This window comes from Sphingorhabdus profundilacus (assembly GCF_009769755.1).
Lineage (GTDB): Bacteria > Pseudomonadota > Alphaproteobacteria > Sphingomonadales > Sphingomonadaceae > Sphingorhabdus_B > Sphingorhabdus_B profundilacus.
Map to the genome: position 1 here is coordinate 512,538 of NZ_SDWJ01000002.1, position 14,490 is coordinate 527,027.

Sequence of the window (14,490 nt, forward strand, 5' to 3'; positions counted from 1 at the left end):
CTGATAACTACCGTTACCCCTCACAAACTATTTTTGGATGCAAAACGGCATTTTTATTGCAGGATGAGCGCTTGACTTTCTGAGAGTAGGCATCTGATAAGTTTAGAGATCGCTTCAACATCATTACGGCTACGCCGATAACATAGTCGACTCTCTATTCTAGGGCCTGAGATCACCCACTAATAACCGGTATCGTTTTGCGAGCTATTGGCAAGCTTCTACCGACGAAGCTAACAACAAGGAAGGCCAGTGACGCCAACCGGGATCCTATTCATTCTACCTTGAGGACGGCTAATGCGGCTATTTACAAACTGGTTCAGTCCATTTGCGCGAAAGGTTGCGCTAGCCTTGGAACACAAGGGAATTGCCTACGAAGCAATTGACGGACTGGCTCATGCCAACCACGCCCTTTTGCGCCGCCATAACTCTCGGGGCGAAGTGCCAATACTGATCGATGGCGAGGTGGTGATATCGAATTCGGCGAATATATTGGCGTATCTGGAGGATGCCTATCCTCAACCCGCCATTCTACCCTTTGATGCACCGGCTCGTGCCAACGCACGGGCATTAGAGCGCTTGTTCGATACGCGTGTCGATCCGATTTTGGTCAACTGTTCATTATGGACTTGGGCAACGCGAAGCGACAACATGCCATCCGGGTTGAAAGAAGCAGGCCAACTCGACCTTGATGCCGCTCTTGCGGAAACTGAAACGCTCCTCGCCAAGAAAGGAGCATTCAGTTTTGGCGAATTGCCCGGTCTGGCTGATTTCGCATTATGGCCGCATCTGGCCGCGATCGAACCTCTAGGATTCCAGCTTGACTGTTCTCGATATGGCCGGACAGCTGAGTTACTCCAGCAGATGAGGGCAACAGAACTTTTTCAAAATGATGCCCGGCGAACCCGTAACTTTCTTAAAACCATGTCAGCCGATACGCACGAGACGACCAGAATAGCCTGGCGCGGAGACAGGATTGAATGGCTGCTGTCTCGTGGTTATCACAGTTGGTTTTTGAACGAAATTCTCTCTGATAGAGTCCTTTGGCCAATTTCCTAGTTCGATAGATTTTGAGGAATTTAAGGTCTGACGGCAGCACAAATGGCCCATTATGGTCACTCATCTGGTCCTTGATGAGCAATTTCGTGATTGATTGGTCGCCTAGCTCGGCAAGCGAGCGTGACGACAGTCCAGTTTGATACGCTTAGGCGGCTCAAGCGGATGCATCAGCTTCAGACATTTTTTATATTCTGCCATTCTGGGATACATCGTACTGTCCGACTGTACAGGTTAACATAAGCGATCTCTGATACATTCCACAAAGCATCGTTGCCTGCGCTTTCGCACAAAGGTGAACAATCGTTCGGTCCGATACGCCATGGCCTAACCTGGCACGCACGGAATGGCGGGAGATCACATCGTCTTACCGCTCCTGTGCAGTTAATCGCATATATTGCAAAAATATCATATCCTTTGAATGCCGATAACACACTGATATATTGATATTATCGAGTGAACAAAAATTGCACTGGCCTCAACGTTGCCCAATTTATTTTCACAAACGCGCATCCAAATAGACACATCCAACCGTAGAGCCTTCTGACGAGACCGGACCGCAAAAATGGTTGTTGGTTCGAACAAGTTTATAAGAAAGGCGAAAATGTCCAAAAAGTATTTATGTCAAGTCGCAACCATAGCGTTATGCGCCGTTCCTCAATTTGCCTTTGCCGGCGAATTGCAGGAAACCGACTCTGTGGCCATGGAAAGCAGCGATGCACTAGCTGCTAACAGCGACGCCGCCGAGAACACGCCACCTTTCTACGAAGGTGGAGGGCGGCTGCTGCTCACAGGAGGTGTCAGTCAGATCGAAGGTGCCGGGGGAGGCGGTTTGACGCCCTGGGCGTTGATCGGCGGTTATGGGACGCGTAATGAACTTGGCGCGAGCGCCTTTGCCACGGGCGTTAATACCCAGGACTATTCCTTGACGGCCTTTGGTGGTCAGATTGCCTATGGCAACCGCATCGAACTGTCGGTCGCACGACAAAGCTTTAACCTCAACGCAGTAGGTGCTGCGCTTGGCCTCGGCCGAAAATTTTCGGTTCACCAGACCGTGGTTGGTGCCAAGGTCCGCCTGATTGGCGATGCCGTGCTTGAACAAGATTCGCTGCTGCCGCAGATTTCAGCCGGCATCCAATATAAGAAGAATGACGAGGGCCCGGTTATCGCAACGCTTGGCGCGCGCGATGATGATGGCATCGATTATTATGTCAGCGCTACCAAGATCATCCTGTCGCAAAGTCTGCTGATCAACGGTACCGCGCGCCTGACAAAAGCCAACCAATTCGGGATCCTTGGATTTGGTGGTCCGGGAGAAGGCTATTCACTGCAGGGAGAGGGTTCTGTCGCGCTACTGCTAACCCGAAAACTAGCGATCGGCGGGGAATATCGTATGAAGCCCGACAATCTGGGACTGAAGGAGGACAATGCCTTTGATGCATTCGTCGCTTACGCACCTACCCGGAATGTCTCCGTTACACTTGCCTATGTCGATCTCGGCAGCATCGCGCGTGAAGTGACAATGCGCAAGCAGCGCGGTGTCTATGCGTCGGTGCAGATCGGGTTCTAACGCCTCGCTTGAAAATAATCAGAAAGAATAATCATGAAACGAACATTTTTATCGACGATCACCCTCAGCCTGCTGGCGGCCCCCTCAATGGTGTTTGCACAGGTTGGTCCGGGCAGTGAACCACCTGTCAACGACCCGGACGTAACAGTTCGTGCACCTTCGCTGCCAGTTATCACCGACGACGAAAACCTCTTCGAGGCATTTGGCGGTCGCGAAGGGCTGGTGAAGATTATGGATGACTTCATGGAACGGCTAGTTGTCAACCCGGCAACCAAACCTTTCTTTGAAAATTCTGACAAGGAGCGGGTCAAGCTTCAGCTTGTCGAACAACTCTGCGTGATCATGAAAGGACCCTGCACATATTCAGGTCGGTCAATGGCCGAGATCCACCGCGGCATGAATGTCTCGGAACGAGCATTTTACGCCCTGGTCGAAGAGTTCCAGAGATCAGCAAACAAGATGAACGTCCCGTTTCGTGCCCAGAACCGCCTGATCGCTGCGCTGGCACCAATGCATCGCGACATCATAGATCGGTGAGGCTCACTATGGGAAAGAAAGCGTGGGTCGCTAGTGTATGCCTTGCCGTAGTCGGAGTTCCTGCCTTCGGGCAGGCTCCGGCGCCTAACGGGGCCGCCACCTATAAAGCCAAATGCGGATCCTGTCACAGCATTCCAACCAACAAAATTGGACCTGCGCATAAAGGCGTTTTTGGCCGAAAAGCGGGACTGGCAGCGGGATACAGCTATTCTGCGCCCCTCAAAGGATCCGGCATTGTATGGAATGACAAAACTCTCGACCTATGGCTGCAGGGACCACAGAAAGTTGTGAAAGGCAGCAAGATGTTTGTCGCGGTCCCAAATGCAGCCGAGCGCGCGGCTATTATCGCTTACCTAAAATCCCCAGCGGCGAAATAGTGCGCAACTGACGCGGCTGGCTTGTCCACCTCAGCCCCTTACCTCTCGGGCCAGCCGCGTCTTTTTCGTGAAATGATATTTAGTGAACTATCAAAATCTATTCGACAAGGCTATCGACCGGCTTCATGCCGAAGGCCGTTATCGCGTTTTTATCGACATATTGCGGAACAAGGGCGCGTACCCCAACGCGCGCTGTTTGGCAGGACATAATGGACCAAAGCCGATTACCGTTTGGTGCTCGAATGATTATCTCGGCATGGGTCAGCATCCCAAGGTCGTCGCCGCGATGGAAGAAGCGTTGCATGATGTCGGCGCTGGCTCTGGCGGCACGCGCAATATCGGTGGCAACACGCATTACCATATCGAGCTTGAGGCCGAACTTGCCGATTTGCATGGCAAAGGCGGCGCTTTGCTCTTTACATCGGGCTATGTCTCGAACGACGCGACGCTCTCGACGCTGGCAAAGGTTCTGCCAGGCTGCATCATTTATTCCGACGAGTTGAACCATGCCTCGATGATCGCGGGCATTCGCAATGCAGGCTGCGAAAAGCGCGTATGGCGGCACAATGATTTGGCGCATCTCGAGGAACTGTTGGCCGCCGACGACGAGGACGCACCGAAACTGATCGCGTTCGAAAGTGTCTATTCGATGGACGGTGACGTCGCGCCTATCGCCGCCATCTGCGACCTTGCCGACAAATATAATGCGCTGACCTATTGCGACGAAGTTCATGCTGTCGGCATGTACGGCGCACGTGGCGGCGGGATAACAGAGCGCGACGGCGTTGCTGACCGGGTCACAATTATCGAGGGCACGCTGGGCAAGGCATTCGGTGTGATGGGCGGCTATATCGCTGCCGACCGGCGCATCGTTGATGTCATCCGCTCTTATGCGCCCGGCTTCATATTCACGACCTCGCTGTCGCCTGTGCTTGTCGCTGGCGTGCTTGCGTCAGTAAAACACCTCAAGGCCTCGAGCGAAGAGCGTGATGCGCAGCAGGCACATGCCGCAATGCTGAAGACGCTGATGGCCGATGCCGGGCTTCCTGTGATGCACAGTGAGACGCATATTGTGCCTTTAATGGTCGGCGACCCTATTAAAGCGAAGAAGATCAGCGATATATTGCTCGCCGAATACGGCGTCTATGTGCAGCCGATCAATTATCCGACAGTCCCCCGCGGCACGGAGCGTTTGCGGTTTACGCCAGGGCCATTCCACGATGAAGCCATGATGCGTGAGTTGACTGCAGCACTAGCTGAAATTTGGGACCGGATGGAACTGCGCGCCGCACAGGCTGCCTAAGCCTATCACCTGAATAAAGGTTTTGCGATCCAGGCACTTGCATTCAGCGATTATTCAGCGCCGCTGCCTCCATCTAACCTCCCTTTTTCAGAGAATTCTCTTGATGTTACTTCGTACCTCAATTGTTATTGCAGCATGTTTGCTGCACACCGCTCCCGCAGTGGCGAGTACTTCAGCCGGGGAGTGGACCGATCTCAGCGTCCGTATTGGCGAGACTGTCGAGATATACATCAAGGATAAGCCTATGCATTTCCGTATAGCGCCGGATGCAGTATCCGTGCCCACATTGAACGCCGATGCGGCCCAGAAGATCGGGTTGAAGCCCAGCATGATCGGCTATGTTTTCGGCGTCGGACCGGTGAAGATTGCCTTCCGGACTGATGATGTAAAGTACCGCGCCGGGAGTGCGTCATTTAATCGCCGTACGGCCTTCAGTGACCGGGAAGTGGTGGACGGTGCCGACGGCATAGCGGGCCCTGAAACATTTCCGTTCCGTCGCACCATATTCACTTTGCGCAATCCACAAGCCGACGACAAAGCGATTACCTTTCCACTCGACAAAGATATGGGGCGTAGCCAGACGGGCGTGAAAATCGAAATCGATGGGCGTCCGGTCTATGCTGCCTTCAGCTTTGACCGGGCAGAAAGTCTGGTGACGGCAACCGGCGGGCAATGGATCGCTGATGCAAATGGTGGTCGGTTCAACGGGGATACGCTCGAAACACCGATCCTTTATGGCGTGCGTCGCCCCATCCGCCCCTTACGGCTGGAACGCCCCTTGATGCTGGGCGAACTGGAAATTCGCAATCTTGCCGTCCGCGTTTCGGACGCCGGTAATGCCCAACGCATTGCAGACGGCACAGCACCCGAGCAGGATCCCAACGAGATCGTCGTAACAGGTGACAGCAAGCGCAAAATACCGAACCAGCGCCTATATATCGGGATGGAGACGATCGGGCATTGCGCCTCGATTACATATGATTTCGAAGTCGGCACGGTAATGCTGATGTGCCCTGAACAGCCACCAGCTGCGATACTGAACTGACGCATTCGCATGAGCGAGAAAGTGAGTTGAACGGCCGCAGGTCAAACCCTAATCGAAAGGAGGCCAGCACAATATTCCAGACATAAAGATAACAACTTCCGGTCCTCGTTAGTTGCCGTTGGCTGATTGGCTGGACGAAGAGCAGATTTGAGACATTATGCAACAAAAGCTAACCGTCAACTCACGACAACATTGCGGCATTCTGAACAGCTAAGGCACATCCTAAACGAACCCTACGCACGATCATCTGAACCTCCCGAAAATGAATATGCGAATTCGTCGGCTCTCGATTAATAGCGTGAGTAGCAAAAACGACGGTTCCAAGGTCGAAATGAACAACGCTGAATTGGTCGCATAGCGACGCTTTTGCTAAGGAACTGGGCCAGTCAAAGGTCGAGTTCATGGGGCCGGTTTGCCGGTTGGAGCAGGACGGCGCCAATATCATTGTTCTGTTGGCCAGGTACATCGACTGGATGACCAGCGCAGAGCGATGGTTTTTTCATTGGGTAAGGTTGGACCAAGCTGCATTTGCTGTGTTTGGGTTGATGGATCCTCTAAACACCAAAGTGGGTGCATATTATCTTGTACCTGGCCCCGACATGGTCAAGCTTCAACATCGAAAAAACCGTGATGACGGTCGATGTCTGCACAAATTCTCCCAGCCAAATTTGACTGCCTGTGTCAGTCGTGCCGTAAACCCCATGAATTTGCCGGGTTATGCGGCCGGGCAAAATGACCCCTTAATCTCAATTAATACTATGTAAGTAGGGGCCTGATTGCTGGGTTGAATTAGCTACTTTGCAATTTATGCATGTTCGTTAGTCTCTGTTCTTCAAGACGATTCAATCCGGGGAGAGGATGTCTCTATGAAAATCAGGTTTCTGGCTGTCGTCAGCATATTTGCTGTGCCGGTTTGCGCGTTTCAGGATCGCGATAACTCGGATGGCTGCAAGTCGATGGACGTTATGATGAGCGTGCATAAAGCTGAGCCGGTCAAGCCTGATCTGTACCCTAGAGCGCCCTTATTGCCGAAGGTCCAAATGGAGAGCACAGGCCCTGCGGTATTAATCCCTGTTTGTAGGGAAAAAGAGTCGAAGCGGCACAAGAGGGATGACAATCCTTTGGCCTGATCGGGAACCGGGAAACGCTATGTTACAAATCGAACGATCATATCTCTATCACCGCCTCACAGCTGCTCTTTCGTTTGGATAGCGCCAAATTGGTGGCAACCTCTCCAAAGTCCAGATTTACGAGCTTTGTGACATGGTCTACGGCGAGATTTGTAATGAATCAGTAATGGTCGTGACCGCCACAATGCCAGATTTTAGTCATGGCGGTTTGGACAAATTTGGGCGAGACGAACCTTGGCCGGACTGGTGCGATCCGAACGGACTGCAACGTGATTTTGCCATTGCCGCACCTTTCAGTGAACAGCTTGATTTGGAAAGTGAGACTGCTACATCTTAGCGGTGCAGATCGACTGGGACTTTGCCGAGGCTATCGTAATAGGTGCGCTGCTTCTGTACGGCGTTATGAGTGCATTCGTTAGTTTGTTGAGCCAACTGCTAATATAGTCGTTTTACATCGAAGCCTTCGGGCCTAGCGAGCAATAGATGATTACTGCACTTTTATTCGCCGCAGCGGTTGTTCCAGCCGGACAAACATTTCAGTGTACACCAACGCGGGTCTGGGATGGCGACGGACCTATCTGGTGCGCTGAAGGACCGCGTATTCGCTTGTCTGGCGTCGCAGCGAGGGAGTTGGACGGATCGTGCAGCGTAGGTCATCCCTGCCCGGATACTGATCCTATCGTTGCACGTGACGGGCTTGTGCAGCTTATCGGAAAACCAACGGGACAATCTCGCGAGGGCCACGTTCTTGTTCGCGGTCCGACAATGACATGCCGGTCAGACGGTGGCGCTGGTGGTGACAGGACAGCCGCGTTTTGTGTATCCCCACAGTCGGGAGATGTGTCATGCAATATGGTGGCAGGCGGCTTGGCTGCAAAATGGCAGCGGTACTGGCGTGGACATCGTTGCTAATGACACCTGAGCGCCATGTTTGGGCTTGCGCCAATTCCCTCATTGGGCGGTACAGCGAAGACGCTTGGTTTCACGCATCGTTACGGGCAGACGAATTGTTGGAGGCTTGTGATCTTGATGGTTACGCAATGTTCAAAGCGATTTTAGCACGTGTCGAAGAGTTGCAGCAAATGCAGCCAAACAGCCGCGCCCCACTCTCCTAGATATTTATCCGCCCGTCGCCCGGGCTGGTGCGACCTCCACTGTCGCAGGCGCTGCAACCTCAATCGGCTTTGAAGCGGCGGTGAGCGTGAAGCAGATTTCCATCTTATCTCTTGTACTGCTGTCTACCCGCGATTTCGATGCGCTGGTTTCCAACTGGCTGTTTCCCAAAACGCAGGAGAATGCCGCGTGCGGTCCGGCGGTGAAGGCTAATGCCTATGGCCTAGGTGCGCGCGAGACGTGGTTGCGCGATGCTGGCTGTCGTGATTTCTTCGTGGCGCATTGGGACGATGCCGCTGCGGTTGCCGATCTCGTTCCGGCTGAATGGATATCGGTACTGAATGGCATCGAAGCTGCAGTATCCCCCTGATCCAGCAGTTGGCAGCGAGTGCTGTACTCAACACACCCAGACAAGTTGCACTGTGGAAATCGCCCGGTGGTGGCAAATGTCATGTCATGCTGGACAGCGGCATCAACCGTTTAGGTATCGGGCCGGAGCAATTTTCGGCCGAGCTATTCAAGGGACTCAACTTCGATATATTGATGTCACATCTCGCATCCGCAGATGAGGATAGCGACCAGAACTCGCGCCAGCTCAAACGGTTCGGCGAGCAATCTCTGCAGATCACCGCCCGACGCCGCAGCCTTGCCAACAGCGCGGGTATCATGCCCGGTCAGGATTATCATTTTGGTCTGTCGCAATATGAATTACTGACACTTTTGGGTCAGCGTTTTGAACGACGCTGGACTTAAGCCGCCAGCCCGGGCAGCGTCCCTAAAATCGAGGGTGGAGCTGGATATGTAAAGCGCGATCGGCGTAGCCACCGGGTGGCTATCATTTTGGTTCCTTTGAATACCGGCAACCCACAATGCAACGACAGGGGGTCGGGGCGCCCGTCAGGTAGAAGGTTTGCGAAAAGCAAGGCATCTCCCTTTTGGCCCTTGAACGATAAACCAGTTCGCAAAAACTTCGTTTCTCCGCCATCATAGCCATCGGTGAGGTAAATGATTACTGTCATCACCCTCTGATTTGGTTCGTTGGGAAGCGCATCCAGATGTGGACGGTACTCGTCGCCGCGCTCATATTGCAACAACTGAAGCGGTTCGCCTTGTTCATATGATGTGCCAGAAAGCGAGGCAATCCTCCGATTTATCGCGTTAATGACGAGATCTTCCGTATATACCCCGAACATCGCACCATGCGACCTGCGGACCGGATGCGGGATCAGCTGCTGGGTATTAGGATCCACAACATATGACGGTTCCAAAAATGGTGTGCCGATATCGGCAATATAATCGCATTCAGCAGCCGTCAAAAACTGCCGGCAGGTAGCTACTCTTGGTTGGCTACTGCAAAGCTCCAAATTGTAAGATGCCAATGGAACTCCATCAGTTGTCATTTTCATTTGGCCGAGTTTTTCAACCTGCCTTCCGGCAATTTCAGATGTCTCGCCCAAGCGAGTAAGGAGCTCGAGGGCCGATTGCCAGTCAGGTAAACAACCCGTTCCAGCAGCGGTAAAATAAGCGCGCAAAAGCGCAGCGTCGGTGAAACCTGCCTCCGAAGCCCGACCAAGCCAATCATATGCCAAAGCAAGATTACGGGGGATGACGTTGCCGGCAACGGCCCACAGGGCGAGCTCATACATTGCCTCACTATGGCCACGCTGCGCCGCTTGGACCAAAGTGGTTGCCGCCTCTTTTGCCTTGCCGCCAGCAAGCAGGGCACGCACTTCAGATAATAAATTCACGTCATTCACCGGTCAGACTTTAGGGTGATTTCGGCAAAAGAAAAGGACCGGGAAATCTCTTTCCCGGCCCCTCGACTTTATATGTTGCGTGCGTTCAGAAGCGAGCCCGAACACCTGCGTATACGCTGCGACCACGGACGTCATAAATCGCGCTACCCGCACCCGTCGCCGTGCTGCCCAAGGGCGGCTTGCGATCAAGGAGGTTGTCGACACCAGCGTAGAACTGGAACGAGTTACCGATGCCACCAAGATTGGTCAGGTCCCAAGAGAACCGGACATCATGATAGAAAACGCGCGAGAACTTACGAATATCCGAATAATCAAGATTGACCGGCGGGCAACCTGCAGTGGTGCAAGCCGATGGCAACTCGCTGAAATCTTCAAACGCATTCACGAACATCGGTCCGATGTAGCGCATGCGATATCCGAAGTTGAAGTCACCAACGGTCAAGTCGGCATCCAAGCGCAGTTCGTCAACAGGGTCGCCCAGTTCGCCCAAAATCCGGTTTTCAAACGCGGGAAGCGACGGGTTTTCGAAGTTGCTCGACTGGAGACCATGCACATAGATCAAGCTGGTATCGAACTTCACATTGCTGCTCAGTTGGGTGCGATACGACAGGTTGACGTCGACACCCCGGCGAACACGCTTCGCGAAGTTGACCGGTGCAGAAACCAACGAGTTTTCCAGGATCTGGCCTGGTGCAAAACCACCCGGGCTGCTGCCCGGCCCGCGCCAGCGAGTGAACACTGCGCAAAGCGGGTTGTTGAGATCAGGCTGATCATAGCAACCATTTGCAATTGCTTGGGCAGTCAATGAAACGATCACACCAGTCACTTCGATGTCGTAATAATCGACGCTCAACGACAGACCCGGAACAAAGCTTGGCTGGAAGACGCCACCAATAGTCAGTGACTTCGATGTTTCCGGGCTAAGGTCAGGGTTGCTTCCGCTAATGATTGGAAGCGAATATGCAACGTTCGGGATCGAAGCCAGCAACGGACCCAAATCTGCGTTGCAGTTTGCGGTACGGTTAGCGTTGTTTGCAATCTGACCCGATGCGCATGGATCAAGGAAGCCAGGCGCAAAGTTAGGTACGGCAGGGAAACCGGTTTCCGAACTGTTTGGCGCGCGAACGGCCTTACCATAGCCAGCGCGGAACCGGATGTCGGGGAATGGCGCATATTCGCCACCAACATTGTAGGTCCAGATTGTACCGACTGCACCCTTATAATCCGAAACACGCCCTGCTCCGGTGAGGCTCAATTCGTGGAAGAAAGGCTCGTCCTTCAGGATTGGAATGCGGACTTCAGCAAAAGCTTCCTTTACTTCAAACGTAGGCGGATCGAATTCGCCGATGATAACGCCGTTAGTAGCGCCACTTTCGACATAATCGTCATCTTGATAGCGGGCACGCTCGCGGCGATATTCGCCACCAAATGCGAAGCTTATCGGGCCGCCAGGAAGTTCGAACAGCTGGCTAAGATCGCCGCCAACGAAACCCAAGATATCAACCTGCTCGAGGCTTGCTTTGGTACGCGCGTTAATGCTGAAATAGTTCACAGCCGCACTATTATCTGCTGCGCCGAACGGATTGTAAGGAACGCAGGCTGCGATATCGCTAGCCAGACGTGCCGCTCCACCTGCGCCGACGCCAGCAAAGGCCACTGCAGCTGTTGGATCGAACTGCGAACGGCACTGGATAGCGCCCGTTACTGGGTTACGGCCTGCATCCAATGCCAAGACGAACTTCTGACGGTCAATAAAGCCATAAGTCGTTACGTCTTGTTTGAACTTGCCATAGTTCGCAGCGATCTCATAGTTCCAGTCGTCGTTGAATGTGCCTCGTGCACCAACGACCACTCGATAGGTGTCGCGCTGGAATTCTTCGTCACGGATCCCTGCGTCCAGCAAGCTGCGTGCCGTAACGAAACGATAGGTACCTGCATTGATCGCTGCAATGTCTGCAGCATTAAGCGGGCCACCAATACCCTGCGACCCATTTCCATCAGTACGCGCGGTTCGGTTGAAGCTGGCGGTGTTACCAGTAACGTTACACGCGGCGGTTAGGCTGGTGTTGCAACCCGAAGTGATGATTGCGTTAGCAATCGTCGTGCGCTGTGCCGCCGTAAGGAACGGGTTGTCCAGTCGCGTACGCTCGCGAAGGTCAAACTGACCGAAAGTTCCCTGAATAGCCGACGGACCTGCGTTGTTGCCGAGTGCATTTACCCGGTTCCATTTTGCTTCGATAAACGGCTCAAATGCGTCGCTTACCTGGAACCGAGCGAGCAGGTTGAAGTTATAGCGCTCGGTGAACGGGAAAACCGACAGCAACTGGCCTTCACGACCGGTTTGGCCGTTTCCACCGACGATGCTGCCGATAATGCCCTGACCCAAACGTGTGCCGGTTTGCGGTGTCAGTGCGCCTGCTTCGGTGAACAGAAGCGTACAGTTATAAGGCGTTCCAACTGTCGCGCCGGAACCTGCGCCGGGTGCTCCGTTTGTTGCTCCAATACCGACGCCGCAAAGCGGGTTGTTGTTACCCGACTGCGTGATTGGCACGAGGCCAAACCGATTAATGCTTGCAGTGCGAATATCGCGGAAAAACGCACGGTCGGGGAAGCCGTCGCTCGAGTTAGGCAGGCCACCGGTATCGACATCCACAACAAGAAGTCCGTCATTTCGCCGCGCGAAAGGCACATCTGACGCAAACACGCGGCTTTGGCGGGCATATTCACCGTGTACAGTTACGTTTCCACGGCCGTCAGCAAAATTCTTGCCGAACATCGCCGACACATACTGGTTGCCGCCATAGCCCTCTTCCGAAACGCCAGCCTGCGCGCGAATTTGTGCGCCGTCGAAATCGCGGCGGAGCACGAAGTTAACAACACCCGCGATTGCGTCGGAGCCATAGGTTGCAGACTGGCTTCCGGTAACAATGTCGACGCGTTCCACGAGGTCGTTCGGGATGGTATTGATGTCAGGCGAAACGGCGTTGTTCAAAATATCGGCTGCAACATGGCGGCGACCGTTTACGAGCACCAGTGTTCTTGATGTACCCAGACCGCGAAGGTCGAGCAGGTTAAGACCGGCGATACCAATACCCAGACCTGGGTTTTGCTGAGCGAAGGTGCTGCGAAGCTGTGGCAGGTCGTTCAGCGTGTCACCGATATTGGTGTCACCTTGCTGAAAGAACTGTTCACCCGAAATGGATGTGACCGGCACATTCGACTCTAGATTCGGTCGGCGAATGCGCGAACCGGTAACCAGAATGGGTGCGGACTCTGCTGCTCCAGTGCCATCTTCCTCGGCAGAGGGCGCAGGTGCCGCTTCATCGGCATCCTGCGCGTATGACGGCATGGCCGAAAAAAGAGCAAGGCTGATTGCAGAACCAGCAATCATCAAACGTGACTTCTTCATATTAGTGAGCTCCCGAGCGACAGAATATTCATCTTCGATTAATCGTCCGGTTATGCGCGGAGGCAAAATAAGCGCAAGCCACATCCTCAAAAATCAGCGGAACTTAGAAATATGTTGCCGTCTCGCAACAACAAAATCAACACGCCAATACTGGTTATTGGCAATATAGAACTTCTGTAGATACAGTTTGTGAAATATTATTATAATATATTTAGTAAGATTGAGTGATATTTTTCATATTTCCGATTTCAATCAATTTCGCTTCTGATGCGCGCATCGAGATACCACCAGTTAAGGGCAGATAATGTGTATTATATAGGAATGATTTATGCATTATATATGCACATGATTGGGACTTATTTGTGTAGCTCCCTATCATCGCAATCCTCCTCGTTCTTGCTCTGGAGTTTCACGCGGCGTTCGATCTTCTTGGACTGTTGGCCTTTGTCTTTTGGGCGGTATGACAAGAGGCGGGTTGTGACTGAGTCCAGGATTGCTTTAATGGCATCGCTCAATCGACAATATCCCCCGACAATAAACCGACTGGCGTTCGCAAATCCACTCATGCACCGACTCTAAATCGTCTTTTGGCGAATCATCGGGCAATCGCTTCCCTGAGTCAGCGCGCATTGGCCTGACGGCAAAGGTCGGTATCTGATTGTTTGATACCAAGTGACCAACGTTTCAAAAACTGTCCGGCATCAAGAGACGGATCCTCTTTTCTAGATCATCAACCGATTTCATAGAACTGCAATGCCAATCGGGATCGATAGCCCGGCCCGAATCCCATGACACCTTCTCCCTTGCTTATACCCCTTGCCCCTGCTGTCGAAACCTCACCATTTGCGAACCTGCGGCCTATGAGATTTGTCCTGTCTTCTTCTGGGAAGATGATGGTCAGGATGATCTTGATGCAGACATCGTTCGGGGCGGTCCGGATAGAGACTTGTCGCTAATTGTCGCTCGAGAGAATTTTAACCGGTTTGGCGCCGCTGACCGAAAGGGCTTGGCCCATGTCCGCCCCGCCACGGAACATGAAGCGGCGATCAGCTAATGTCTGCTTCCCAAAACATTCAAGTCAAGCGCGCAACAGGTTGAAGGCGACCAAAGCGGCCAGTCCGGATGCCACGACAAGTCTGTCAAAATTGAGTGGTTTTTGTTCTTTTTAAAAAAAGAAGGGGGCAGGTGTTATTCCA

Annotated in this window: 15 protein-coding genes; 13 read left to right on the forward strand and 2 right to left on the reverse strand. The window is 53.0% G+C overall.

From position 1 onward, the window contains the following. Window positions 1-294: 294 nt before the first annotated feature. From EUU23_RS10255 to EUU23_RS14295, 12 genes are all read left to right on the forward strand, one after another. A complete protein-coding gene (locus EUU23_RS10255; RefSeq protein WP_160354026.1) occupies window positions 295-1,056 on the forward strand; it encodes a glutathione S-transferase family protein in 762 nt (253 codons plus the stop codon). 700 nt (window positions 1,057-1,756) lie between these two features. After that, window positions 1,757-2,623 carry a DUF3034 family protein gene (locus tag EUU23_RS10260; protein ID WP_160354698.1) on the forward strand — a complete coding sequence of 289 codons (867 nt, stop codon included), beginning with the start codon at window positions 1,757-1,759 and terminating at the stop codon, window positions 2,621-2,623. A gap of 33 nt (window positions 2,624-2,656) precedes the next feature. After that, window positions 2,657-3,160: a group I truncated hemoglobin gene (locus tag EUU23_RS10265; protein WP_218939583.1), complete on the forward strand. Its 504-nt coding sequence runs from the start codon at window positions 2,657-2,659 to the stop codon at window positions 3,158-3,160. A gap of 8 nt (window positions 3,161-3,168) precedes the next feature. Further along, entirely contained in the window at window positions 3,169-3,537 is a 369-nt protein-coding gene (locus EUU23_RS10270; RefSeq protein ID WP_160354027.1) for a c-type cytochrome, read from the forward strand. An 82-nt stretch (window positions 3,538-3,619) separates the two neighbouring features. Continuing rightward, the gene (gene hemA, locus EUU23_RS10275; RefSeq protein WP_160354028.1) at window positions 3,620-4,840 is read left to right on the forward strand and encodes a 5-aminolevulinate synthase; all 1,221 of its coding nucleotides are present in this window, start codon (window positions 3,620-3,622) and stop codon (window positions 4,838-4,840) included. A 244-nt stretch (window positions 4,841-5,084) separates the two neighbouring features. Then, a complete protein-coding gene (locus EUU23_RS10280; protein WP_160354029.1) occupies window positions 5,085-5,885 on the forward strand; it encodes a hypothetical protein in 801 nt (266 codons plus the stop codon). Window positions 5,886-6,286: 401 nt separating this feature from the next. Continuing rightward, on the forward strand, window positions 6,287-6,649 hold the full coding sequence (locus tag EUU23_RS10285) for a hypothetical protein (protein WP_160354030.1): 363 nt from the start codon (window positions 6,287-6,289) through the stop codon (window positions 6,647-6,649). A 550-nt stretch (window positions 6,650-7,199) separates the two neighbouring features. Beyond that, on the forward strand, window positions 7,200-7,352 hold the full coding sequence (locus tag EUU23_RS10290; protein ID WP_160354031.1) for a hypothetical protein: 153 nt from the start codon (window positions 7,200-7,202) through the stop codon (window positions 7,350-7,352). A gap of 146 nt (window positions 7,353-7,498) precedes the next feature. Then, window positions 7,499-7,927 carry a hypothetical protein gene (locus tag EUU23_RS14390; protein WP_246156423.1) on the forward strand — a complete coding sequence of 143 codons (429 nt, stop codon included), beginning with the start codon at window positions 7,499-7,501 and terminating at the stop codon, window positions 7,925-7,927. After that, a complete protein-coding gene (locus tag EUU23_RS10295) occupies window positions 7,861-8,130 on the forward strand; it encodes a hypothetical protein (RefSeq protein ID WP_160354032.1) in 270 nt (89 codons plus the stop codon). Before EUU23_RS14390 ends, EUU23_RS10295 begins: the two co-directional genes overlap by 67 nt. 86 nt (window positions 8,131-8,216) lie before the next feature. After that, window positions 8,217-8,498 carry an alanine racemase gene (locus EUU23_RS14290; RefSeq protein ID WP_160354033.1) on the forward strand — a complete coding sequence of 94 codons (282 nt, stop codon included), beginning with the start codon at window positions 8,217-8,219 and terminating at the stop codon, window positions 8,496-8,498. An 8-nt stretch (window positions 8,499-8,506) separates the two neighbouring features. Beyond that, the gene (locus EUU23_RS14295; RefSeq protein ID WP_218939584.1) at window positions 8,507-8,881 is read left to right on the forward strand and encodes an alanine racemase; all 375 of its coding nucleotides are present in this window, start codon (window positions 8,507-8,509) and stop codon (window positions 8,879-8,881) included. Here EUU23_RS14295 and EUU23_RS14350 read toward each other — a convergent pair. Both EUU23_RS14350 and EUU23_RS10315 read right to left on the reverse strand, forming a co-directional pair. After that, on the reverse strand, window positions 8,878-9,876 hold the full coding sequence (locus tag EUU23_RS14350) for a 2OG-Fe(II) oxygenase (RefSeq protein ID WP_160354035.1): 999 nt from the start codon (window positions 9,874-9,876) through the stop codon (window positions 8,878-8,880). The genes EUU23_RS14295 and EUU23_RS14350 overlap by 4 nt on opposite strands. A 94-nt stretch (window positions 9,877-9,970) precedes the next feature. Next, window positions 9,971-13,294, reverse strand: a complete 3,324-nt coding sequence (locus EUU23_RS10315; RefSeq protein ID WP_160354036.1) for a TonB-dependent receptor domain-containing protein — start codon at window positions 13,292-13,294, stop codon at window positions 9,971-9,973. A 769-nt stretch (window positions 13,295-14,063) separates the two neighbouring features. On the opposite strand from EUU23_RS10315, the gene EUU23_RS14395 reads away from it, so the two are divergent. Continuing rightward, the gene (locus tag EUU23_RS14395; protein WP_160354700.1) at window positions 14,064-14,348 is read left to right on the forward strand and encodes a CPCC family cysteine-rich protein; all 285 of its coding nucleotides are present in this window, start codon (window positions 14,064-14,066) and stop codon (window positions 14,346-14,348) included. Window positions 14,349-14,490: the final 142 nt, after the last annotated feature.

What these genes read in the sequence shown, in the direction of transcription:
- EUU23_RS10255 (WP_160354026.1), top strand. Translation starts at nt 295, where the DNA reads ATGCGGCTATTTACAAACTGGTTCAGTCCATTTGCGCGAAAGGTTGCG.
- EUU23_RS10260 (WP_160354698.1), top strand. Translation starts at nt 1,757, where the DNA reads ATGGAAAGCAGCGATGCACTAGCTGCTAACAGCGACGCCGCCGAGAAC.
- EUU23_RS10265 (WP_218939583.1), top strand. Translation starts at nt 2,657, where the DNA reads ATGAAACGAACATTTTTATCGACGATCACCCTCAGCCTGCTGGCGGCC.
- EUU23_RS10270 (WP_160354027.1), top strand. Translation starts at nt 3,169, where the DNA reads ATGGGAAAGAAAGCGTGGGTCGCTAGTGTATGCCTTGCCGTAGTCGGA.
- EUU23_RS10280 (WP_160354029.1), top strand. Translation starts at nt 5,085, where the DNA reads ATGCATTTCCGTATAGCGCCGGATGCAGTATCCGTGCCCACATTGAAC.
- EUU23_RS10285 (WP_160354030.1), top strand. Translation starts at nt 6,287, where the DNA reads ATGGGGCCGGTTTGCCGGTTGGAGCAGGACGGCGCCAATATCATTGTT.
- EUU23_RS10290 (WP_160354031.1), top strand. Translation starts at nt 7,200, where the DNA reads ATGCCAGATTTTAGTCATGGCGGTTTGGACAAATTTGGGCGAGACGAA.
- EUU23_RS14390 (WP_246156423.1), top strand. Translation starts at nt 7,499, where the DNA reads ATGATTACTGCACTTTTATTCGCCGCAGCGGTTGTTCCAGCCGGACAA.
- EUU23_RS10295 (WP_160354032.1), top strand. Translation starts at nt 7,861, where the DNA reads ATGCAATATGGTGGCAGGCGGCTTGGCTGCAAAATGGCAGCGGTACTG.
- EUU23_RS10315 (WP_160354036.1), bottom strand. Translation starts at nt 13,294, where the DNA reads ATGAAGAAGTCACGTTTGATGATTGCTGGTTCTGCAATCAGCCTTGCT.